The organism is Pseudomonas sp. KH_050 (genome assembly GCF_057838875.1).
This window is the reverse complement of the sequence record NZ_CM174478.1, coordinates 5772076-5793207: the sequence shown is the minus strand read 5'-3', so window position 1 is coordinate 5793207 and position 21132 is coordinate 5772076. Positions and strand designations below refer to the sequence as shown.

Below are 21132 nucleotides of genomic sequence, written 5' to 3'. Positions count from 1 at the left end.
CAGCGAGATGGCCCAGGCGCGGGCTTGTCGTCTCAGTGCCCTCTGACCTCAAATCCACACATCATTCACCGCCGTCCGCTCGCCACCCTCATCCCCGGTGTTCAGTACACCCTTGGGCTCGATCAGCAGCAGCTTGACCTCGTGCTCGGCAAAGGGTTTGTGCTCGACGCCCTTGGGCACGACAAACATTTCTCCTTGGGATACCAACACCTGGCCATCGCGAAAGTCGATGCGCAGTTGACCGTCGAGGACGATGAAGGTCTCGTCCGTATCGGCATGGTGGTGCCAGATGAAATCCCCTTGCAGCTTCACCACCTTGAACTGGTAGTCGTTCATTTCGGCGATGACCCTGGGCGTCCAGTGCTCGTTGAACAGGCTGAGCTTTTGCGCAAAATTCAGGCTTTGATAATGACTCATGGGGGTTCATCCGCCGGGTGATCTTGAACCAACGATAGCCAAGGCAGCAGGGTGTTTCTTGAACGATTGTGCAGCCTTCAACGCCCGTGCATCTTCAACCAGCGCGCCGGTGACAGGCCGTAGGTTTTGCTGAATTGTCGGGTCATATGGCTTTGATCGGTGAAGCCGGCGATCAGCGCGGCGCTGACCAGCGGCTGGCCTTGCATCAGCAACGAACGGACCAGATCCAGGCGGCGCATGGTCAGGTAACGGTAAGGACTGGTGCCGAACAGCAGACGGAAATCCCGCGACAGACCCCAGCGATCGCGGCCGCTGTGCTCGGCCAGTTCATCCAGGGTCACGGTGCGATCCAGGGCGCTGTGGATGAATTCCCGCGCCCGTTCCGCTGCTTGATAATCGAAACTCTGGCGGATCGCAGTCACGCCGGACACGCTACTCAGGGCATTGGCCAGGTCGAACAGCGCGTCCTGCTCTTCCAGTGGATCAAGCGGGCAGTCCAGGCTCTGCAGCAACACCTGGGTCGCCGCATACAGCCGAGGATCAGCAGACAGACCGGTCTTGATAAAGGGTAGCGGCTTGCCACCGAGCATCTGCTGAATCAGCGCCGGCTCGATGTACATCATCCGGTACTTGAAGCCGTCCTCGGTGCCGGCCTCACCGTCGTGGACTTCATCCGGGTGCAACACCATGGTCCCGCCTGGCAGGCTGTGTCGCCACTCGCCGCGATACTGAAAGCTCTGCACGCCCGCCAGCGTTCGGCCAATGGCGTAGGTGTCGTGGCGGTGCAGGTCATAACCGTGACCGGAAAAAAACGCCTCGATGCGCTCCATACCGCTGGCACGGGGCGCGCGGTGGAGCCAGTCGGTCTGGCTGTGATGTTTGCCCATGAGGAGCGACCCTGCTCTGTGCTCAATGGAAAATACGGTAACGCAATGCTGGCCGACTGTCTTCATCGGGCCCGAAGGCGTATTTCTGCACGCTGGGAGGGGTGCTGCAAAACAATGGCTGGCGCTTGCAACCTGCGAGGTTGATCCACGCACCCGAGGTCGGGTAGAACTACAGATCCGAGCACACTGTCAGGAGACAGAGGATGAAACTTGGCTATCGGCCAGTAGAGGAACGGGACATTCCACGGATCTGCAGTTTTGCCCGCAACGAGGACGAGTTGTTTTTCTTCTTCCCCGCAGCTACCTGGCCGTTGACCCACGAGCAACTGCGTAACTCCATCGCCCAGCGCTCGGATTCGACAGTCATCGAACAGGATGAGCGGGTGGTCGGTTTTGCCAACTTCTACCAATGGCAAACCGAGGGGACCTGCACCATCGGCAATGTCATCATTGATCCTGAAGCACGATCGGGTGGGATCGGTGGGCATCTCATCAGGCACATGATCGACACCGCCCTGAGCCAGCATCGCGCTGGCGAGGTGACCTTGTCCTGCTTCAATTCGAATGTGGCGGGGCTGTTGCTCTATCCAAAACTCGGCTTTACGCCTTACGCGATAGAAGAGCGCAAAGACAAAAAAGGCCAGCGTGTGGCGTTGATTCATCTGCGTTATGCGCAGGCCTGAGACCTTCGCTTGCCGTATCCAGAAACAGTACTTTCATCAGGAGGCCGGATGATGAGCAAATTGCGGGTCGGGATTATTTTTGGTGGCCGCTCGGCAGAGCATGAAGTCTCGTTGCAATCGGCGAAGAACATCGTCGATGCGCTGGACCGTTCGCGCTTCGAGCCGATGCTGATCGGTATCGACAAGCAAGGGCGCTGGCACCTGAATGACACCTCGAACTTTCTGATCAACCAGGAAAATCCGGCGCTGATTGCCCTCAACCAATCGAACCGCGAGCTGGCCGTAGTGCCCGGCAAACCCAGCCAGCAACTGGTCGAGACTTCCAGCCAGGAGCTGTTGGAGCATGTCGACGTGACCTTTCCCATCGTCCACGGCACCCTCGGCGAGGACGGTTGCCTGCAGGGCTTGCTGCGCATGGCAGACCTGCCCTTCGTCGGCTCCGACGTGCTCGGCTCGGCAGTCTGCATGGACAAGGACGTCAGCAAACGCCTGCTGCGCGATGCCGGGCTGGCGATCACCCCGTTCATCACCCTGACTCGTGCCAACGCCACTCGCACCGATTTTGCTCAAGCGCAACTCAAGCTCGGCCTGCCGATGTTCGTCAAGCCGGCGAACCAGGGTTCTTCGGTGGGCGTCAGCAAGGTCAGCAATGAGGCCGAGTATGTGGCGGCCGTAGCGCTGGCGCTGAACTTCGACGAAAAAATCCTTATCGAGTCCGCGGTCAATGGTCGCGAAATCGAATGCGCGGTGCTGGGCAATGACCAGCCGATCGCCAGCGGTTGCGGCGAGATCGTGGTGCGTAGTGGCTTTTACTCCTACGACAGCAAATACATCGATGACCAGGCCGCAGAAGTGGTGGTTCCGGCAAACATCAGCCTGGAGAGCAGCGAACGCATCCGCGCCCTCGCCATCGAGGCGTTCCAGGTACTCGGCTGCTCCGGCCTGGCTCGTGTTGATGTATTCCTCACCGATACTGGTGAAGTGCTGATCAATGAAGTCAATTCGCTGCCGGGTTTCACCCGCATCAGCATGTACCCCAAGCTCTGGCAGGCTGCGGGCATGAGCTACGGTGAGCTGGTCAGTCGGCTGATCGATCTGGCACTGGAACGCCATGCCGCGCGCCAGGGGTTGAAATACAGTCGCTAGGGGGGGCTATATTCAATGACGGGCGAGGTTGTTCTCAAAAATTATTATTCGAGGGTACACGTCCATGAAGGTCAGTGCGCGTAACGTCTTCAAAGGCAGCATCAGCAGGCTGCAGGAAAGCGCCGTCAACGCCGAAGTTTCCTTGAAACTGCCGGGTGGCAATGATTGGGCAAGTCGACCGGGAATTGCTTCGACTTATAGGCTTCGATGAGGGTGATCATGACGTCGAAGTAATCATCTTCGGCGGTGCCAGGTTCTGGTTCATTGTCGAATAGCGTAGACACTTCCTTGAGTGCCGCACGGTAGTCTTGATCGCTGTGAATAGGGCGAATATTCATGGTGGTTACTCCATTTCAACGGCGTCGGCGTTGATCGCGTCGTACTGCCTGTGGGTGCCGACCTGTCCCTAACCCCGATCAATCCCCCAGCGCTTCACCTTCACGCCGTGGATCGGCGCCGCCGGCCCATGACGCTTTGCCTTGGGCATCACGAACCCGGACGATGGCCTGGGTGCCGCTGGTCATGTCGATCTGCTTCATCTCATGCCCTTTATCCCTGAGCGCTTGTACCAGTGCCGGGCTGAATTGCCCCTGCTCGAGTTCGGTCGGGCCGTTGCGGCTGCCGAAGTTGGGCAGGCTGATGGCGGCTTGCGGGTCCATGTTCCAGTCGAGCAGGGCCACCACGGACTTGGCGACGTACTCGATGATTTGCGAGCCGCCCGGGGAGCCCACAGTGGCCACCAGTTCACCGCTCTGACGATCGAAGATCAGCGTCGGCGCCATGGAAGAGCGCGGACGTTTGCCAGGTTCGACGCGATTGGCGACGGGCAGGCCGTTTTCCTCCGGGATGAAGGAGAAGTCGGTCAATTGGTTGTTGAGCAAAAAACCCTGAACCATGAGGTGAGAACCGAAGGCCGCTTCCACAGTGGTGGTCATCGACACGGCGCCGCCCCTGTCGTCGACCGCGACCACCTGCGAGGTGGAAATCCGCATTGGTGAGCGGTCTGCAGCATAGGCCAGCTGGACACCAGCCGGATTGCCCGGCTTGGCCATGCCCATGCTGCGCTCACCGATCAAGGCGGCTCGAGTTGCCAGGTAGTGGGGGGCGACCAGGCCTGCGAGCGGCACCGGGACGAAGTCCGGGTCAGCCACATAGAGCGCGCGGTCGGCATAGGCCAGGCGTTCGGCCTCGGCGATCAGGTGGACGGCTTCAGGCGCCGGCTCCAGGCCGGCGGCGGTAGTGCTCGGGACTGGCTTGAGGGGTGGCAGGGCAAAACGGCTATCGCGGCTTTCCAGGGCCTGCAGGGTACCGAGGATTTGCGCGACAGCGATTCCTCCGGAAGACGGTGGTGGCATGCCGCAGACTTGCCAGCGTTTGTAGTCGGTGCACAGTGGCATGCGCTCTTTGGCGCGATAGCCTTGCAGATCGTTCATCGACAGGCTGCCGGGGTTGGCGTGACGCTGAACCTTGGCGACGATCTCCTCGGCGACCGAGCCTTGATAAAGGGCCGCGGGGCCTTCTTTGCCGATCCGTTTCAGGACGGCTGCCAGCGCCGGGTTTTTCAGCGGAGTGCCGACGGCTTTCGGGCTGCCGTCGACATTCAGGAAGTAACTGGCCATGTCCGGCGAGTGGGGCAGGGCGCGATCGGCTGCAATCAGTGCGTGCAGTCGTGGCGAGATCAGGAAACCGTGCTCCGCCAGGTGGATGGCCGGTTCGAACAACTGAGCCCAAGGCAGGCGACCGTGTTGGTTGTGAGCCAGCTCAAGGGCGCGCAATACCCCCGGTGTGCCGACCGAACGACCGCCAATCTGCGCCTGGGTGAACGGCATCGGTTGGCCATCGGCTTGCAGGAAGAGCTTTTCGCTCGCGCCCGCAGGAGCGGTTTCACGACCGTCGTAGGCCCGCACGGTTTTGCCATCCCAGAGCATGATCAGTGCACCGCCACCAATACCCGAGGATTGTGGTTCCACCAGGGTCAGCACCGCTTGCATAGCAATCGCCGCATCGATCGCCGAACCGCCCTGACGCAACATTTCACGCCCGGCCTCGGCCGCCAGCGGGTTGGCCGCCGCCGCCATGTGCCGGGAGGCGTATTGGGTGCGCAAATCGCTGCGATAACCCGAAGCAAGTTCCGGGGCCAGCGCCAGGGCGCCGCCGGAGGGGGCCCAGGGCGGGGCGTTGCAGGCGGCGAGGGTGAGTGCGGCGGCTATCAGCGAAAGGGCAGATAAGCGGTAGTGGCGTAAATTGAAGGCTGAGAACACGCGGGGCGCTCCGTCCGTTGGAAAATAGAGGTATCGAGCGCAGCGGTGACTGCGAGTGGGGAATGTATCGGCCGACAGCGGCCGGCGCAACGCGCGGGGCGACGCCGCTGGTCTCGGGTTCAAATGACGAGGTCTGACCCTGCGTGTTTAAATCGAATGGCTGCATCAACCCACGCGTTTCCCTGATAAGCCGGAGCTATCAACATGGAAGTCGTCAATCAATTACGCCCTGACGAATGTGAAGGCATGGAAGATATTCGACGCGAGATCGATGCCCTCGATCGAGCCGTCATCAAGCTGCTTGGCACACGTTTCAAATACGTTCTGGCCGCGTCGAAATTCAAAACCTCGGAAACCTCGGTTCGGGCTCCGGAGCGCTTCAATGCGATGCTGGCCAAGCGTCGCGAGTGGGCAGAAACCGAAGGCCTGAGCCCGGCAGCAATCGAAAAGCTTTATGCCGATCTGGTCAATCACTTCATCGAAGAAGAACTGAAGCGCTGGAAGGCTCATCAGTGATGGGCAACCATTACCCCTCGTCGTGCGTGGTTGAGCCAGTCAGTTAGCGATAACGCTCATGTTTCTGCCACTGGCTTTGGCGACGTAGAGTGCCTTGTCGGAGGCGCCAATCAAGTGATCGGGTAATTCTTGCGATGTCGGGCTGCAGGCGGCGACGCCAAGGCTGACTGTGACCATGCCTTCGGTGCTTTCGTTGTGCTCGATTGCTGCTTGCAGAACGGCGCGGCGAATGTTCTCTGCAATCAGAAATGCCCCGACGTAGTCAGTCCCTGGCAACACCACGGCAAACTCCTCGCCGCCATAACGCGCAGCGAGATCGCCGGGCCGTTTGATGTTCTCCCGTATGATTGCGCTGATAGTGCGTAAACAGCTGTCTCCGACCAAGTGACCGTATTTGTCGTTGAAAGGCTTGAAGTGATCGACATCGATCATCAGCAGGGCAAGGCTCCCTTGGCTGCGCCTGGCGCGGCCCATCTCCGCATGAATGAACAGGTCGAACTGACGCCGGTTCGCCAACCCTGTCAGGGCATCCTCCAACGCTAATAACGCCAGCGTCCGATTGGCCTCGATCAATTGGTCCTGAGCACCCAGCAATTCGTTCTGGATGTGATTTTGCTGCTTCATGAGCCTGATCAGCCGATAGCCGAGCAGCCCCAGAATCATCAGCAGAAAAGCCACGATCGCCGCGCTCAGTAATGACGCCTGTCGCCAGCCTGTGAGAGCCTCGTCCTTGTTCTGCGCGACAAATATGATCAGCGGATACTGATCGACTCGCCGATAACCCACCACGCGTTCGACACCGTCCACATAGGATTTGACGGTTGCGGAACCAAAAGAGCCCTTGGGCAAGAGTTGAGTGAAGAGTGGGCCACCGGCGAGGCTGGTGCCGATTTCAGCTTCCTTGAACGGGCGGCGAATCACTATTCTGGCGTCGGCTGATATCAGATTGATGACGCCGTTAGCGCCGATATCAATGCTGTTGTACAGCTGAAGAAAATGATCCAGATACAGGGTTGCCAGCACCACCCCGGCAAAACTGCCATCGGGGTGATTGATCCGGCGCGACACGGGCATGATCCAGTCGCCGGTGGAGCGACTTTGTATCGAAGGCCCGATATGCGGTCCGCGGTCCGGATGCTCTTGATGAAAGGTGAAATACTCGCGGTCGGAGTTGTTGGCGCTGGACGGGATGATCTCGTTCGAGTTCGCTACCCACCGGCCTTTTTCGTCATAAATGAACAGGCCGTGTAATTGGCTCAACTCCTTGCGCTGGGAACTGAGCAAGCGTTTCAACCTGGGAATCTGCTCGTGGCCCATGCCATCGATTTCGAGACGGTCTACCAGGCCGAATAAAACGGTGTCGGCTTGCTTGATTGACGCCTGCGCCTGCGATGACAGGGTCTGCGCAAGGTTTGACATCGCGACTTCTTTGTCGCCCAAATGGTATTGACGGGAACTCCAGCTCTCCCAAATAGCCACTGCCACCAGCGACAGACATACCGCCATCAGGAAAAGTATTGCAGATCGAACCTTGAGTCCGGACTCGGGCTTTTCAGTGGTTGGACGTTCGGCGATATGAGTTTTCAAAGATGGTTGCGGCATGTCACTCCCTGAAACCTGATGGAATGGCAATTTATCCTCTTTGCCATTTTTTGCGGCTTACCTGGCCACTGATTGCGTCGTGTCGCCTGCAACTATGCATCATCAACGCCGAGACAGGGCGCCTTACCTGAGCATTGCCTCGAATGAGGGTGCAGCAATCAGCAGCCGTTCCCTGCGTGACGCGTTCTGGCGTACCGGCTGATTTGACCGGGTCTGGAGCACTACTTATCTCCAGACATAAAAAAACGGCCTACCTTTCGGTAAGCCGTTTTTAGTACTTGGTGGCTACACAGGGACTTGAACCCCGGACCCCAGCATTATGAATGCTATGCTCTAACCAACTGAGCTATGTAGCCAAGTGGCGCGCATTATTCGCCGATAACGGAAATGCGTCAAGCGTTTTTATTGAAAATTTATCTACACTATCAACTGTTTATCGAAACCCCCTGGTCAGCCGGGGTGGTGGGCGGTGTTGGAAGCACGACGTGCCGGTTCTTTGCTGCGGCCCGGCGGCTTCAACTCAAGCGAAACCTCCCGGTATTTTCACTCAGTGCATTGCTGCCTTGGCTTAAGGTGTCCGCCGCGCGGTTCACCGCTCGCGCGCCTTCGAGCAGGCGCACGGCCGCTTGATCGACCTGTTGAATATTACCGCTGACTTCATCGGCGGTGCAGGCCTGTTCTTCAACCGCGGTAGCAATCTGTGCCAGGGTGTCGGTGACGCCTTGCACCGCGCTGGCAATTTCCCCCAGGCGTTCGCCAAGCCCGGTTACTGCTTGAGCATCGGTTTGCGCCTGCCCGCAAGCGGCTTCCATCAAGTTCACTGCTTCACTCACCGTGGCCCGCAGGCTGTCGACTGTGCCGGCGATCTGGGCGGTGGAGATTTGCGTGCGCTGCGACAGGCTGCGCACTTCATCGGCGACCACGGCAAATCCCCGGCCTTGTTCGCCAGCCCGCGCCGCTTCGATGGCGGCGTTCAATGCCAGCAGATTGGTCTGCTCGGCGACCCCGCGAATAGTATCGACGACTAACTGGATCTGCTGGCCCTGAGCGCTGACCCGACCCAGCGCTGCGGCCGTGTCGTTCAGTCGCTGGTTGAGTTGCTGGATGCTGGCGGTGGTCCGCTGGCTGTCTCGGCTGCTGTCAGCGGCGATCCGTTGAGTGTGCCGGGCACTGCCGGAGGCTTGTTCGCAACTCTGCGCGACGCCTTGTGAGGTGGCGGCCAGCTGGGTCGCCGCCGCGGCGATCTGACTGATCTGCAATTGCTGCGCTTCGACTTCGCCCAAGGCACCGCCGGAGTGATCGTTGAGGGCTCGCACTGCGTTACTCAGTTGCAGGGTTTCGTGATCGACTCCGAGCAGGCTGCTGCGCAGTTGCAGCACGGCGACATTGAGCGCGGTGCTGATGGCGGCCAGTTCGTCGCGCCCGTGCACCGGGACCTGCAGAGACAGATTGCCGTCACGCAGGGCTTCAGCCAACAGGGTAATGCCGCTGGCGCTGCGACGGATCGAGGCTTGCAGGCAGACAAACAGGTACAGCGCGGCCAGCAGCAAACAGCCGAAGATCGTCGCCACCAGGGTCAGTTGGCCGACAGCTGAACCGTGGTAGTAATCCAGGCGGCTGTCCAGCGCTTGCAGAGACTGCTGCCGCAGCGACGCCAGGTCGCGGAGCAGGGCGTCAAGGTTGCGTTCGAACTCTTCCGGCTTGAGCTTGATGCTGCCGCCGAAGACCCCGTCATCCAGCACTTTGAGGCCCTCGTCCAGAAGCTTCAAGCTGCGATGGTATTGCCCGGCCCAGGACTGCAAGGCACTGGGCAGTCGGGCCTCGAGCAGGGTGCCAGTCTTCACCAGTTGCTCGCGGGCATCGCCGATGCGGCTGCGCAGGTCCCGCAGTTGCAGGCGGCTCTGCAGGGTGAATTGCCCGGACACCACTGACGCCTGACCGACGCTGGCAAGGCGACCGACCCGTTCAATCAGGTCCGGCGTATGTTGAGTAGAGATTTGCGTCAGCAGGTAGGTTTCCAGCCATGGGGCGAGGATCAGCCGGTTATCCATGGCAATCTGCTCGCGCAGGGCTTGCAGCGCACTCAACGCGGCGGTGAAACGCTCGTAACCGTCCGGCCACCAGCCGACGCTGCTCAGACTTTTCGAATCCAGGCCGTTGAGAGCCGCCTGGAGCGCTTGATAGCGGCTCAAGGTGTCGCCCGTGGCGCCTTCGATTTTCAGGGCCGTACCGAAGTCTGTAGCGGCCTGATTGAGCGCCGGCTGAACCGCATCGAATGCGGCCATGGCGGCGAGGGTCGCGGGCGTTGGCTGACGATTGGTTTCCGTGGCTCGCCAGCGGGCCGCGCGGTCACGCTGGGCGGCGAGCAGGTTGTCGAGGGCGTCGAGCGCCAGTAACTGGCGAACCCCGGCACGCTCGCCGGAAATCAGGCTCAGCTTGTCACGGTAATCCTGGCCGATCATCCACAGGCTGCCCATCAGCGGCAGGATGAACAGCAGAAATAACAGCTGAAACTTGCGGGCAAAGCCGAAGCGCCCGAGCAATCTGATTCCTGGTGATAGAAAAGCCTGCATGCCCGACTACTCCTCTGGGCACTACGCACAAATGGCGTGCAGTCCTGGCGGTATGGCCCGGACCTGTGCCCTCGTTAAAGGCCTCGGAAAGTCCGCCAGCGTGTGCCCTGTGAGGTGAGCCCTGTAGCGAAACTTCCCATTCTCGGTCCCTTTGTAAGGGGCCGCGTTGAAGCGGATAAACAAGGCAAGATTCAGACCATGGCGTTCGGCTATCACTTGGCGGGCTCAAGATGAAGTCGTTAGCAGGCTAAGGGGATGGCTTTGCTGCACTGAAAAATGGCACATTGTCGCACCTGCAAGTGCGCATCCATCTGTTGTACGGAAACCTTATGGCTATCAGTAATCTTCAGACCACCGCGGCCCCGGCTTCAGCCACCGCGCAAACCAGCCCGCTGGTCATGCGCATCATCGGTGCCGTGGCCCTCGCACATTTGATCAATGACCTGATTCAGGCGGTGCTGCCGTCGATCTATCCGATGCTCAAGGCCAACTATGGATTGAGCTTCACTCAGGTCGGCTTGATCACCTTGACCTTTCAGCTCACCGCTTCGCTGCTGCAGCCCTGGGTCGGGTATTACACCGATCGCCATCCCAAGCCGTTTCTGCTGCCGGCTGGAATGGTCTGCACGCTGATCGGGATCCTGATGATGTCCCAGGTGGGCAGCTTTGCCTTGATTCTGTTGGCGGCGGGGTTGATTGGCATCGGCTCCTCGACCTTTCACCCTGAGGCTTCGCGGGTCGCCCGACTGGCTTCCGGCGGGCGCTACGGTCTGGCGCAGTCGACCTTCCAGGTCGGCGGGAATGCCGGGTCGGCGTTCGGGCCGTTGCTGGCGGCAGCGATCATTATTCCGTTCGGTCAAGGTAACGTGGCCTGGTTCGGGTTGTTCGCGGTCTTTGCGTTGTTCGTGCTTTACCGCATCAGCCACTGGTACGCCAACCACCTGAACCTTTTCAAGCTCAAGCAAGGTCAGGCTGCGACCCATGGGTTATCCAAAGGGCGGGTGTTGAGTGCCTTGGTGGTACTCGGTCTGCTGGTGTTCTCCAAGTACTTCTACATGTCCAGCCTTACCAGCTATTTCACCTTCTACCTGATCGAGAAGTTCGACCTGTCGGTGGCCAGCTCGCAGCTGCATCTGTTCCTGTTTCTGGGCGCGGTAGCGGCGGGGACCTTCTTCGGCGGGCCGATTGGCGACCGGATCGGCCGCAAGGCGGTGATCTGGTTCTCGATCCTCGGCGTGGCGCCGTTCACTTTGTTGCTGCCGCATGTGGACCTGTTCTGGACCAGCGTGCTGAGCGTGGTGATCGGCTTCATCCTGGCCTCGGCATTCTCGGCCATCGTGGTCTACGCCCAGGAACTGGTGCCGGGTAACGTCGGGATGATCGCCGGAGTGTTCTTTGGCTTGATGTTCGGTTTCGGCGGGATTGGCGCGGCGCTGCTTGGGCATCTGGCGGATGTTCACGGGATCGAGTACGTGTACTTCCTGTGTTCGTTCTTGCCGCTGCTCGGGGTGTTGGCGATCTTTCTGCCAAGAACCAGGAAGGCTTGAGGTTGCTGCAAATCTACGGGCAACCCCATACCTGTGGGAGCGGCGGTGCGGCGATCCGACTTGCCCGCAAAGAATGATGACCTAGTGTGCCTGGCAGACCGCGCGTCTGCCTCGCGAACAAGCCTCGCTCTCACATTAGAACTTTCACACCGGCGATGTCTCTACCTGGGTTCCCCGCAGGTCAGTAGTGCTTTCCAGCCCACAATGAGCTGATTAGGCTCCCAACCACCTGCCTGTAAGCATGTGGTGTCCCTCCTTTCACTACGGCGGCAAATTCGTGCAGACCACATAGTGGGGAGCGCGCCCGCACATTGGATCGTCAAGTTCTCGTTAGTCGTGCGCATCGACACATAGGCACAGGTTCGCTATTTACGACCAATGGTCGCATGGGAATGCGAGCACTAATCCTACAATGAAGGCCAACCGCCATTATCCAATGCAACGGAGAGTAATAATCACCGCTGCAGACCAGCGTTTTCCTGATTGTGCCTCCGCCATGCCGGGCACCCTTCGACAAATGGACTATTGAACTGAGGTGCACATGAAAATAGTAGGTACCACTGGCAACGATGATCTCCGAGGCTGGCTGGAAAACGACAGCATCTACGGCTATGCAGGCAACGACATCCTCTACGGCAATAGTGGAAACGACTTCCTCGATGGTGGTGCTGGAAACGACAACCTCGACGGTGGTTTGGGCGACGACACCCTTTACGGCGGAATCGGCGATGACGTGCTTAGAGGTTACATCGGAAACGACTTCCTCGACGGAGGCGCGGGTGACGATACCCTTTGGGGAGGCTTCGGCGACAACATTCTCGTCGGCGGTGATGGAAAGGACAGTCTCGACGGCGGTGAGGGCAACGACACCGTCTATGGAGGTATCGGCGACGATTCCCTCCACGGCTTTGATGGAAGCGACACCCTTGAGGGCAACGAGGGCAACGACTATTCCCACGGCGGAATAGGCAACGACATCCTCTCTGGTGGTGCTGGAGACGACGACCTCGACGGCGGTGAAGGTGACGACACCCTTGACGGCGGAATCGACAACGACGTGCTTAGAGGCTATATCGGAAACGACTACCTCGACGGAGGCGTGGGTGACGATACCCTTTGGGGAGACCTCGGCGACGACACTCTCGTTGGCGATGATGGAAACGACCATCTCGACGGCGGTGAGGGCAACGACACCCTTAGCGGCGGAATCGGCAACGACGTGCTTGGAGGTTATTTTGGAAACGACGACCTCGACGGCGCTGAAGGTGACGACGACCTCGACGGCGCTGAAGGCAACGACATCCTTGACGGCAACGAGGGTCAGGACCGTCTTTTCGGCGGCAATGGACTCGACCTTCTCTACGGTGGTCTCGGAAACGACGAGCTCTACGGCGAACTCGGCAATGACACGCTGCAAGGCGAAGAGGGAGACGATTACCTTGGCGGCGGTGAGGGCGACGACCTACTCTACGGTGGTCTCGGAATCGACGACCTCTACGGCGACCTCGGCAACGACACCCTCCAAGGCGATGAGGGAAACGATAGTCTTGAGGGCGCTGGTGGAAACGACATCCTCTACGGCAATAATGGAAACGATTTCCTCGACGGCGGAATTGGCAGCGACACCTTGATTGGTGGTGAGGGCTCCGACATCTACGTGGTCGATACGGCTACCGATGTCATCTCCGAGACCAGCACACTGGCCAGCGAAATCGACATCGTGGAATCTTCAGTCAGTTGGACGCTGGGTGCCAACCTCGAGAACCTCTTATTGACCGGCACCGGTACCATCAATGGCACCGGCAATACCTTGGCTAACACCCTGACCGGCAACAGCGCGGCCAACGTGCTGAATGGCGGCGGGGGCCGCGACACGCTGATCGGCGGTCTGGGTAACGACACCTATCTGGTCGATGTGGCTAGCGATGTCATCTCTGAGACCAGCACGCTGACCAGTGAAATCGATACCGTGCAGTCCTCGCTGAGCTGGATACTGGGTGCCAACCTGGAGCGGCTGGTGCTGACCGGCAGTGCGGCGATTAATGGCACCGGCAATGCCTTGGCTAACACCCTGACCGGCAACAGCGCGGCCAACGTGCTGAATGGCGGTGCGGGCAGCGACACGCTGAATGGCGGCGGGGGCAGCGACACACTGATCGGCGGTTTGGGTAACGACACCTATGTGGTCGATGTGGCAACCGATGTCATCTCTGAGACCAGCACGCTGGTCAGCGAAATCGATACCGTGCAGTCCTCGCTGAGCTGGATGCTGGGTGCCAACCTGGAGCGGCTGGTGCTGACCGGCAGTGCGGCAATTAATGGCACCGGCAATGCCTTGGCTAACACCCTCACCGGTAACAGAGCGGCCAACGTGCTGAATGGCGGCTTGGGCAATGACACGCTGATCGGCGGCCTGGGCAACGACACCTTTGTGGTCGATGTGGCTACCGATGTCATCTCCGAGACCAGCACGCTGGTCAGCGAAATCGACACCGTGGAATCTTCAGTCAGTTGGACGCTGGGTGCCAACCTCGAAAACCTCTTGTTGACCGGCACCGGTACCATCAATGGCACCGGCAATACCTTGGCTAACGCCCTGACCGGCAACAGCGCGGACAACGTGCTGGATGGCGGCGCGGGCAGCGACACGCTGATTGGCGGCCTGGGCAACGACACGCTGATCGGCGGCCTGGGCAATGACACCTATGTGGTCGATGTGGCTACCGATGTCATCTCCGAGACCAGCACGCTGGTCAGCGAAATCGACACCGTGGAATCTTCAGTCAGTTGGATGCTGGGTGCCAACCTCGAAAACCTCTTATTGACCGGCACCGGTACCATCAATGGCACCGGCAATACCGTGGCTAACACCCTGACCGGCAACAGCGCGGCCAATGTGCTGAATGGCGGCGGGGGCCGCGACACGCTGATCGGCGGTCTGGGTAACGACACCTATGTGGTCGATGTGGCTAGCGATGTCATCTCTGAGACCAGCACGCTGACCAGCGAAATCGATACCGTGCAGTCCTCGCTGAGCTGGATACTGGGTGCCAACCTGGAGCGGCTGGTGCTGACCGGCAGTGCGGCGATTAATGGCACCGGCAATACCTTGGCTAACACCCTCACCGGCAACAGCGCGGCCAACGTGTTGAATGGCGGCGCGGGCAGCGACACGCTGAATGGCGGCGGGGGCAGCGACACACTGATCGGCGGTCTGGGTAACGACACCTATGTGGTCGATGTGGCTAGCGATGTCATCTCTGAGACCAGCACGCTGACCAGCGAAATAGATACCGTGCAGTCCTCGCTGAGCTGGATACTGGGTGCCAACCTGGAGCGGCTGGTGCTGACCGGCAATTCGGCGATTAATGGCGCCGGCAATACCTTGGCTAACACCCTGACCGGCAACAGCGCGGCCAACGTGCTGAATGGCGGCGGGGGCAGCGACACGCTGATCGGCGGTCTGGGTAACGACACCTATGTGGTCGATGTGGCTAGCGATGTCATCTCTGAGACCAGCACGCTGACCAGCGAAATCGATACCGTGCAGTCCTCGCTGAGCTGGATACTGGGTGCCAACCTGGAGCGGCTGGTGCTGACCGGCAGTGCGGCGATAAATGGCACCGGCAATGCCTTGGCTAACACCCTGACCGGCAACAGCGCGGCCAACGTGCTGAATGGCGGTGCGGGCAGCGACACGCTGACGGGTGGTGCAGGGGCGGACCGCTTTATCCTGGATAGCGCGGCCACGAGGGACCTGATCACCGACTTCCTCAGTGGCACCGACAAGCTAGTGCTGGATAACTCCTCACTGGGCGGCCTGGGTGACAAGGATGCCGTCCTGGAGGGAGCCGTGCTGCGTAGCGAGGCCGGTGGATTTGCCGCGAATGCCGAGCTGGTGGTGTTCAGCAGCAACATCAGCGGCGCCATAAATGCTGGTTCGGCGGCCGGCAATATCGGCAGTGCTGCCAGCGCGTATGTGATTGGCGATAGCCGCCTCTTTGCTGTGGACAACGGTACACAGACCGGGATTTATCTGTTCAAAGCAGTGGATGCCGATGCCGCGGTGGAGTCAAATGAGTTGCAGCTATTGGGTAGCCTGAACAGTGCACAAACAGCGGCAGCGGATTATATGTTCCAAAGCTGAGTCCGTTTAGTGCAATAAAGCTCCGGTGGCGTACCCATCAACCTCCCGGATCGCAATGGAGGAGGATGGCGATCCTGAAACACAAAATCCCCGTATCATCGAGTGATTACGGGGATTTTCAGTCTATCGAGATCCGTGTAAATCCACGGGATCCATTACACGTTGAAACGGAAGTGCATCACGTCGCCGTCCTTGACGATGTAATCCTTGCCTTCCAGGCGCCATTTACCGGCTTCCTTGGTACCGGCTTCGCCCTTGTACTGAATGAAGTCGTTGTAGGCGATGACTTCAGCGCGGATAAAGCCTTTCTCGAAGTCGGTGTGAATCACGCCGGCTGCTTGTGGCGCGGTAGCACCGACTTTTACGGTCCAGGCGCGGACTTCTTCGACACCGGCGGTGAAGTAGGTCTGCAAGTGCAGCATTTCGTAGCCGGCGCGGATCACGCGGTTCAGGCCCGGTTCTTCGAGGCCCAGGGCTTCGAGGAACATGTCTTTTTCTTCACCGTCGTCGAGTTCGGCGATTTCCGCTTCGATCTTGTTGCAGACCGGTACCACAATCGCGCCTTCTTCTTCGGCAATGGCCATGACCACGTCCAGCAGCGGATTGTTTTCGAAGCCGTCTTCAGCAACGTTGGCGATGTACATCACAGGCTTGGTGGTCAGCAGGTGGAAGCCGCGGATCACCGCCTTTTCGTCGGCGCTCATGTTCTTCATCAGGCTGCGCGCAGGCTTGCCTTCGGTGAAGTGGCCAATCAGTTGTTCCAGCAGGCCTTTCTGGACCACTGCGTCCTTGTCGCCGCCCTTGGCGTTGCGGGTGACTTTCTGCAGTTGCTTTTCGCAGCTGTCGAGGTCGGCGAAGATCAGCTCGAGGTCGATGATCTCGATGTCGCGTTTCGGGTCGACGCTGTTGGAGACGTGGATCACGTTCTCGTCTTCGAAGCAGCGGACCACGTGGGCGATGGCATCGGTTTCGCGGATGTTGGCCAGGAACTTGTTGCCCAGGCCTTCACCTTTCGAGGCGCCGGCAACCAGGCCGGCGATGTCGACGAATTCCATGGTAGTCGGCAGGATGCGCTTGGGATTGACGATCGCCGCCAACGCGTCCAGACGCTTATCCGGCATCGGCACGATACCGGTGTTCGGTTCGATGGTGCAGAAGGGGAAGTTCTCGGCCGCGATACCGGATTTGGTCAGGGCGTTGAACAGGGTGGACTTGCCGACGTTAGGCAGGCCGACGATGCCGCAGTTGAATCCCATGGTGTTTCCCCGAGGAGTTAGAGTCAGGCCTTCTGGCTGTGCAGGTTTTTCATCGCGCGGTTCCATTCACCGGCGAAGATATCCGGCAGCACGCCGAGGGCAAAATCGATGCTGGCATCGAGTTTTTCCTGTTCGGCGCGTGGCGCACGACCCAGGACAAAGTTTGAAACCATACTGGCAACGCCCGGGTGGCCAATGCCAAGCCGCAAGCGGTGAAAGGTATTCTGATTGCCCAGCTGCGCAATGATGTCGCGCAACCCGTTGTGACCGCCATGGCCGCCGCCCTGTTTGAGCTTGGCAACGCCAGGTGGCAGGTCGAGTTCGTCATGCGCCACCAGGATTTCTTCAGGCTTGATGCGGAAGAAGCCAGCGAGTGCCGCCACGGCCTGGCCGCTACGGTTCATGTAGGTGGTGGGAATCAGCAGACGAACATCCTGACCCTGGTGCGAGAAACGCCCGGTCAGGCCGAAATATTTGCGATCGGCCACGAGGTTGATGCCCTGTGCTTGCGCGATGCGCTCAACAAAAAGGGCCCCTGCGTTATGCCGGGTCTGTTCGTATTCAGCACCTGGATTTCCCAAGCCAACGATCAGTTTAATGGCAGTCACGATAGGGGCCCTTCCTTGGAGTGGTGGATAACATCGCCGCAACCAGGTTGTGCGGCGAAAGTGGACGAAAAGTGCTCATTTACCATTATGTAAACTCCGCGTTCTCGCCTGCTTTCTCGCTACGCTCTAGTCCGCGATGTTTCCATGAACTCCGGCGTACAGAGTGAATTACTCTGCAGCGCCTTCTGCAGCTTCTGGAGCAACACGTGGAGCGTGAACGTTGGCAACAGCCAGGTCGTTACCGTGAGCCAGAGCAACAAACTCAACGCCTTGAGGGGCTTTGAGGTCGGACAGGTGAATGATCGAGCCGATTTCAGCGTTAGCCAAGTCAACTTCGATGAATTCAGGCAGGTCTTTCGGCAGGCAGGAAACTTCGATTTCAGAAACAACGTGCGAGATTTCGCCGCCTTTCTTGATCGGCGCTTCTTCATTAACGAAGTGTACAGGCACGATAGCGGTCAGTTTCTGGCCAGCTACAACGCGTACGAAGTCAGCGTGCATCACGTGGCCTTTGGCCGGGTGACGCTGCAGGGCTTTGATGATTACGTTTTGCTTGGTGCCGCCAACGTTCAGCTCGATGATGTGGCTGTAAGCCGCTTCGTTTTCGAGCAGTTTGGCAACTTCCTTGGCCAGCATGCTGATGGATTCAGGGGCTTTTTCGCCACCGTAAACTACAGCTGGAACCAGGCTTGCGAGACGACGCAGGCGGCGGCTCGCACCTTTCCCCAGGTCGGAACGCACTTCAGCATTCAGAGTAAAATCGTTCATGTTGTATCTCCAAAATAACCACATTCGCCCCAGCGTTTGCGACCAGCGCTAAAGGCGATATGGGCAAAAAAGCCCCGCCCCAACAAAATGTTAGGGCGGGGCGCTTTTCGTCGGCGGGATGCAGCTAAGGTTCGACCCTTAGCGGAACATCGCGCTGATCGATTCTTCGTTGCTGATGCGGCGAACCGCTTCGGCAACTACCGGTGCGATATCCAGTTGACGGATACGCGAACAGGCTTGAGCGGCAGCGGACAACGGGATGGTGTTGGTCACCACCAGTTCGTCCAGCATTGAGTTCTCGATGTTCTCGATCGCCCGGCCCGACAGCACAGGGTGTGTGCAGTAGGCAAAGACCTTGGCTGCGCCATGCTCTTTCAGGGCTTTAGCCGCGTGGCACAGAGTGCCGGCGGTATCGACCATGTCATCGACCAGAATACAGGTACGCCCTTCGACATCACCGATGATATGCATCACTTCAGAGTGATTGGCTTTCTCACGGCGCTTGTCGATGATCCCGAGATCAACGCCCAGGGATTTGGCAACGGCACGTGCACGCACGACGCCGCCAATGTCCGGGGACACGATCATCAGATTTTCGAAGCGTTGGTCTTCGATGTCATCCACCAGAACGGGGGAGCCGTAGATGTTATCTACCGGAATATCGAAGAATCCCTGGATCTGGTCAGCATGCAGATCAACCGTGAGAACACGATCGATGCCGACTACGGTAAGCATGTCAGCGACGACTTTCGCGCTGATAGCCACACGTGCGGAACGCGGACGGCGATCCTGACGGGCATAACCAAAGTAGGGGATTACCGCTGTGATTCGAGTCGCTGAGGAGCGGCGGAAGGCATCAGCCATCACGACGAGTTCCATCAGGTTATCGTTAGTCGGAGCGCAAGTCGGCTGAATAATGAAGACATCTTTACCGCGGACGTTTTCATTGATCTCGGCGGTAATTTCGCCGTCGGAGAACTTACCGACAGAGATGTCGCCGAGAGGGATATGCAGCTGACGTACAACACGCCGAGCCAGATCGGGGTTAGCATTCCCCGTAAAGACCATCATCTTGGACACGCGCAGTACCTGAAGGCTGAGGGTAACCTGGATGAGTATTAGAAAATGGCAGGGGCGGCTGGATTCGAACCAACGCATGGCAGGATCAAAACCTGCTGCCTTACCGCTTGGCGACGCCCCTGTATCTGTTGCAACGAGTGCCCAGCACTCGGTTCCTTTTAGAGCAGACCTTGCAGCTTGCGATGCAACATCGAAACGTTGCTTCCCTTTGCTACAAACCCTGTAAGGGTCTCTGTAAGAAGGGCCGAGACTTTATCAGCTTCAGCTTTGCTTGGGAAGCCCCCAAACACACAACTTCCAGTTCCGGTTAATTTTGCTTCGGTAAATTTACCTAACAAATTCAAAGCGTTACGTACATCTGGGTAACGCCTCGCTACAACCGGTAAGCAGTCATTTCGACTGTTTCCCTTGGGAACGGGGCGCACTTTAATGGGAGAAGAGTTACGTGTCAACAACGGATCTGAAAAAATTTCTGCTGTACTTACAGAGACTTGCGGCACAAGCACGAGATACCACGGTTCTTCGGGGTCTACAGGCGTGAGTTTTTCCCCAACGCCTTCAGCAAAAGCGGCGTGTCCACGCACGAAAACCGGGACGTCGGCGCCTAGAGTCAGGCCCAGAGCGGCCAGCCGATCTTCATCCCAACCCAGTTGCCAAAGATGATTGAGGCCGAGCAGCGTGGTCGCCGCATTTGAACTGCCGCCACCGATTCCGCCGCCCATGGGCAGGATTTTTTCGATCCAGATATCAATTCCCAGCATGGAGCCGGATTGTTCCTGAAGTTTTTTTGCCGCGCGCACGATCAGGTTACTGTCGTGGGGCACGCCATCGAATTCGGTATGCAGCTTGATCACGCCATCATCGCGAACGGCAAAGGTCAGTTCATCGGCGTAATCGAGAAACTGAAACAGCGTTTGCAGTTCGTGATAGCCGTCTTCGCGGCGACCGAGGATGTGCAGCATCAGGTTGAGTTTTGCCGGCGCGGGCAAGGTCAGGCGGGTTGCAGTCATTTCAACGCCCCAACTTGCCCCAGCTTGCGTGGTTGCCAGTCCTTGATCACCAGCGTGACGTCGAGGTCGCGGCCGTGCAGCTTGATCCGTTCGGGCAGCCAGATGCCGCTCTGTTGCGCATAGCTCAGGTACTCGACCTTCCAGCCATCCTGGTCGAGGCTGGCCAGGCGGCTATTGGCATCGAGGTTCAGACGGCTTTTACTGTCAGGCGCGGGAAGGCCGCGGACCCACCAGACCAGATGCGAGACTGGCAGCTTCCAGCCCAGCTGCTCTTCGAGCAGGGCTTCGGGCGTAGGCGCTTCATAGCGTCCCTGGTTGGCGACTTCCAGTGATACCTGGCCCGGGCGACCGGTCAGGCGTGCCGCACCGCGCCCCAGCGGGCCGGACAGGCGGATGTCGTAGTAGTCCTGACGTTGCAGCCAGAACAAGGTGCCGCTGCCCGAATCTTTCGGGGCGCGAATGCCGACCTTGCCGCTGATCTGCCAGCCATCGAGGCTGCTCAGTTGCTGTTTGTGCTCGCGCCATTGCGCGGTGTTGCCGTGCCCCTCGACAGACTCGCGGGGGCCCAGGCCTGCGCAACCGGCGAGCAGGGCGATGAAGCTGAAAACGATAACGTGGCGCAAAAACATAA

The 21132-nt window shown here is 59.0% G+C and carries 16 protein-coding genes, 2 tRNA genes and 2 pseudogenes; 6 read left to right on the top strand and 14 right to left on the bottom strand.

Annotation, left to right across the window (positions count from 1 at the left end; genetic code table 11):
- Window positions 1–48 precede the first annotated feature (48 nt).
- A complete protein-coding gene (locus AC3IUA_RS26660) occupies window positions 49–417 on the bottom strand; it encodes a cupin domain-containing protein (protein ID WP_489357810.1) in 369 nt (122 codons plus the stop codon).
- A gap of 77 nt (window positions 418–494) precedes the next feature.
- On the bottom strand, window positions 495–1304 hold the full coding sequence (locus AC3IUA_RS26655; protein WP_489357809.1) for an AraC family transcriptional regulator: 810 nt from the start codon (window positions 1302–1304) through the stop codon (window positions 495–497).
- A gap of 203 nt (window positions 1305–1507) precedes the next feature.
- Between AC3IUA_RS26655 and AC3IUA_RS26650 the strand changes: the two genes are divergently transcribed.
- From AC3IUA_RS26650 to AC3IUA_RS26640, 3 genes and pseudogenes are all read left to right on the top strand, one after another.
- Window positions 1508–1987 (top strand): GNAT family N-acetyltransferase, encoded by a 480-nt coding sequence (locus tag AC3IUA_RS26650; protein ID WP_489357808.1) that lies wholly within the window; start codon window positions 1508–1510, stop codon window positions 1985–1987.
- Between the two features lie 51 nt (window positions 1988–2038).
- Window positions 2039–3133 (top strand): D-alanine--D-alanine ligase, encoded by a 1095-nt coding sequence (gene ddlA, locus AC3IUA_RS26645; RefSeq protein WP_489362495.1) that lies wholly within the window; start codon window positions 2039–2041, stop codon window positions 3131–3133.
- 64 nt (window positions 3134–3197) lie between these two features.
- A pseudogene (locus tag AC3IUA_RS26640) lies at window positions 3198–3293 on the top strand (TOBE domain-containing protein); the annotation flags it as partial.
- Window positions 3294–3297: 4 nt separating this feature from the next.
- Here AC3IUA_RS26640 and AC3IUA_RS26635 read toward each other — a convergent pair.
- Window positions 3298–3471: pseudogene (locus AC3IUA_RS26635) on the bottom strand (transcriptional regulator); the annotation flags it as partial.
- Window positions 3472–3549: 78 nt separating this feature from the next.
- Window positions 3550–5394 carry a gamma-glutamyltransferase gene (gene ggt, locus AC3IUA_RS26630; protein ID WP_489357807.1) on the bottom strand — a complete coding sequence of 615 codons (1845 nt, stop codon included), beginning with the start codon at window positions 5392–5394 and terminating at the stop codon, window positions 3550–3552.
- A 204-nt stretch (window positions 5395–5598) separates the two neighbouring features.
- Between ggt and AC3IUA_RS26625 the strand changes: the two genes are divergently transcribed.
- Window positions 5599–5910, top strand: a complete 312-nt coding sequence (locus AC3IUA_RS26625) for an isochorismate lyase (protein ID WP_489357806.1) — start codon at window positions 5599–5601, stop codon at window positions 5908–5910.
- A 39-nt stretch (window positions 5911–5949) separates the two neighbouring features.
- Here the strand turns inward: AC3IUA_RS26625 and AC3IUA_RS26620 are convergent, their stop codons facing one another.
- The 3 genes from AC3IUA_RS26620 to AC3IUA_RS26610 form a co-directional block, all read right to left on the bottom strand.
- Window positions 5950–7512, bottom strand: a complete 1563-nt coding sequence (locus tag AC3IUA_RS26620) for a sensor domain-containing diguanylate cyclase (protein WP_489357805.1) — start codon at window positions 7510–7512, stop codon at window positions 5950–5952.
- A gap of 279 nt (window positions 7513–7791) precedes the next feature.
- Window positions 7792–7868, bottom strand: a tRNA-Met gene (locus AC3IUA_RS26615).
- Window positions 7869–8027: 159 nt separating this feature from the next.
- Window positions 8028–10085: a methyl-accepting chemotaxis protein gene (locus AC3IUA_RS26610; RefSeq protein ID WP_489357804.1), complete on the bottom strand. Its 2058-nt coding sequence runs from the start codon at window positions 10083–10085 to the stop codon at window positions 8028–8030.
- A gap of 329 nt (window positions 10086–10414) precedes the next feature.
- Between AC3IUA_RS26610 and AC3IUA_RS26605 the strand changes: the two genes are divergently transcribed.
- Together AC3IUA_RS26605 and AC3IUA_RS26600 are read left to right on the top strand one after the other, a co-directional pair.
- Entirely contained in the window at window positions 10415–11632 is a 1218-nt protein-coding gene (locus AC3IUA_RS26605) for an MFS transporter (protein WP_489357803.1), read from the top strand.
- A gap of 541 nt (window positions 11633–12173) precedes the next feature.
- Window positions 12174–15779 carry a beta strand repeat-containing protein gene (locus AC3IUA_RS26600; protein ID WP_489357802.1) on the top strand — a complete coding sequence of 1202 codons (3606 nt, stop codon included), beginning with the start codon at window positions 12174–12176 and terminating at the stop codon, window positions 15777–15779.
- A gap of 155 nt (window positions 15780–15934) precedes the next feature.
- Here the strand turns inward: AC3IUA_RS26600 and ychF are convergent, their stop codons facing one another.
- From ychF to lolB, 7 genes are all read right to left on the bottom strand, one after another.
- Window positions 15935–17035, bottom strand: coding sequence for a redox-regulated ATPase YchF (gene ychF / locus AC3IUA_RS26595; protein ID WP_489357801.1), 1101 nt, complete (start codon window positions 17033–17035; stop codon window positions 15935–15937).
- A 23-nt stretch (window positions 17036–17058) separates the two neighbouring features.
- Window positions 17059–17643 (bottom strand): aminoacyl-tRNA hydrolase, encoded by a 585-nt coding sequence (pth, locus tag AC3IUA_RS26590; RefSeq protein WP_489357800.1) that lies wholly within the window; start codon window positions 17641–17643, stop codon window positions 17059–17061.
- 168 nt (window positions 17644–17811) lie between these two features.
- Window positions 17812–18411 carry a 50S ribosomal protein L25/general stress protein Ctc gene (locus AC3IUA_RS26585; RefSeq protein ID WP_489362493.1) on the bottom strand — a complete coding sequence of 200 codons (600 nt, stop codon included), beginning with the start codon at window positions 18409–18411 and terminating at the stop codon, window positions 17812–17814.
- A 138-nt stretch (window positions 18412–18549) separates the two neighbouring features.
- A complete protein-coding gene (locus tag AC3IUA_RS26580; protein WP_003208392.1) occupies window positions 18550–19491 on the bottom strand; it encodes a ribose-phosphate pyrophosphokinase in 942 nt (313 codons plus the stop codon).
- 46 nt (window positions 19492–19537) lie between these two features.
- Window positions 19538–19612, bottom strand: a tRNA-Gln gene (locus AC3IUA_RS26575).
- Window positions 19613–19649: 37 nt separating this feature from the next.
- Complete coding sequence (gene ispE / locus AC3IUA_RS26570) at window positions 19650–20501, bottom strand: 4-(cytidine 5'-diphospho)-2-C-methyl-D-erythritol kinase (RefSeq protein ID WP_489357799.1); 852 nt, start codon at window positions 20499–20501, stop codon at window positions 19650–19652.
- The gene (gene lolB / locus AC3IUA_RS26565; protein ID WP_489357798.1) at window positions 20498–21130 is read right to left on the bottom strand and encodes a lipoprotein insertase outer membrane protein LolB; all 633 of its coding nucleotides are present in this window, start codon (window positions 21128–21130) and stop codon (window positions 20498–20500) included. Before lolB ends, ispE begins: the two co-directional genes overlap by 4 nt.
- Window positions 21131–21132 lie beyond the last annotated feature (2 nt).

Coding starts and splice junctions, on each gene's coding strand:
- AC3IUA_RS26610 (WP_489357804.1), bottom strand. CDS start 10,085: ATGCAGGCTTTTCTATCACCAGGAATCAGATTGCTCGGGCGCTTCGGC.
- ychF (WP_489357801.1), bottom strand. CDS start 17,035: ATGGGATTCAACTGCGGCATCGTCGGCCTGCCTAACGTCGGCAAGTCC.
- lolB (WP_489357798.1), bottom strand. CDS start 21,130: ATGTTTTTGCGCCACGTTATCGTTTTCAGCTTCATCGCCCTGCTCGCC.
- AC3IUA_RS26655 (WP_489357809.1), bottom strand. CDS start 1,304: ATGGGCAAACATCACAGCCAGACCGACTGGCTCCACCGCGCGCCCCGT.
- AC3IUA_RS26600 (WP_489357802.1), top strand. CDS start 12,174: ATGAAAATAGTAGGTACCACTGGCAACGATGATCTCCGAGGCTGGCTG.
- AC3IUA_RS26620 (WP_489357805.1), bottom strand. CDS start 7,512: ATGCCGCAACCATCTTTGAAAACTCATATCGCCGAACGTCCAACCACT.
- AC3IUA_RS26585 (WP_489362493.1), bottom strand. CDS start 18,411: ATGAACGATTTTACTCTGAATGCTGAAGTGCGTTCCGACCTGGGGAAA.
- AC3IUA_RS26625 (WP_489357806.1), top strand. CDS start 5,599: ATGGAAGTCGTCAATCAATTACGCCCTGACGAATGTGAAGGCATGGAA.
- AC3IUA_RS26605 (WP_489357803.1), top strand. CDS start 10,415: ATGGCTATCAGTAATCTTCAGACCACCGCGGCCCCGGCTTCAGCCACC.
- ddlA (WP_489362495.1), top strand. CDS start 2,039: ATGAGCAAATTGCGGGTCGGGATTATTTTTGGTGGCCGCTCGGCAGAG.
- AC3IUA_RS26660 (WP_489357810.1), bottom strand. CDS start 417: ATGAGTCATTATCAAAGCCTGAATTTTGCGCAAAAGCTCAGCCTGTTC.
- ispE (WP_489357799.1), bottom strand. CDS start 20,501: ATGACTGCAACCCGCCTGACCTTGCCCGCGCCGGCAAAACTCAACCTG.
- AC3IUA_RS26650 (WP_489357808.1), top strand. CDS start 1,508: ATGAAACTTGGCTATCGGCCAGTAGAGGAACGGGACATTCCACGGATC.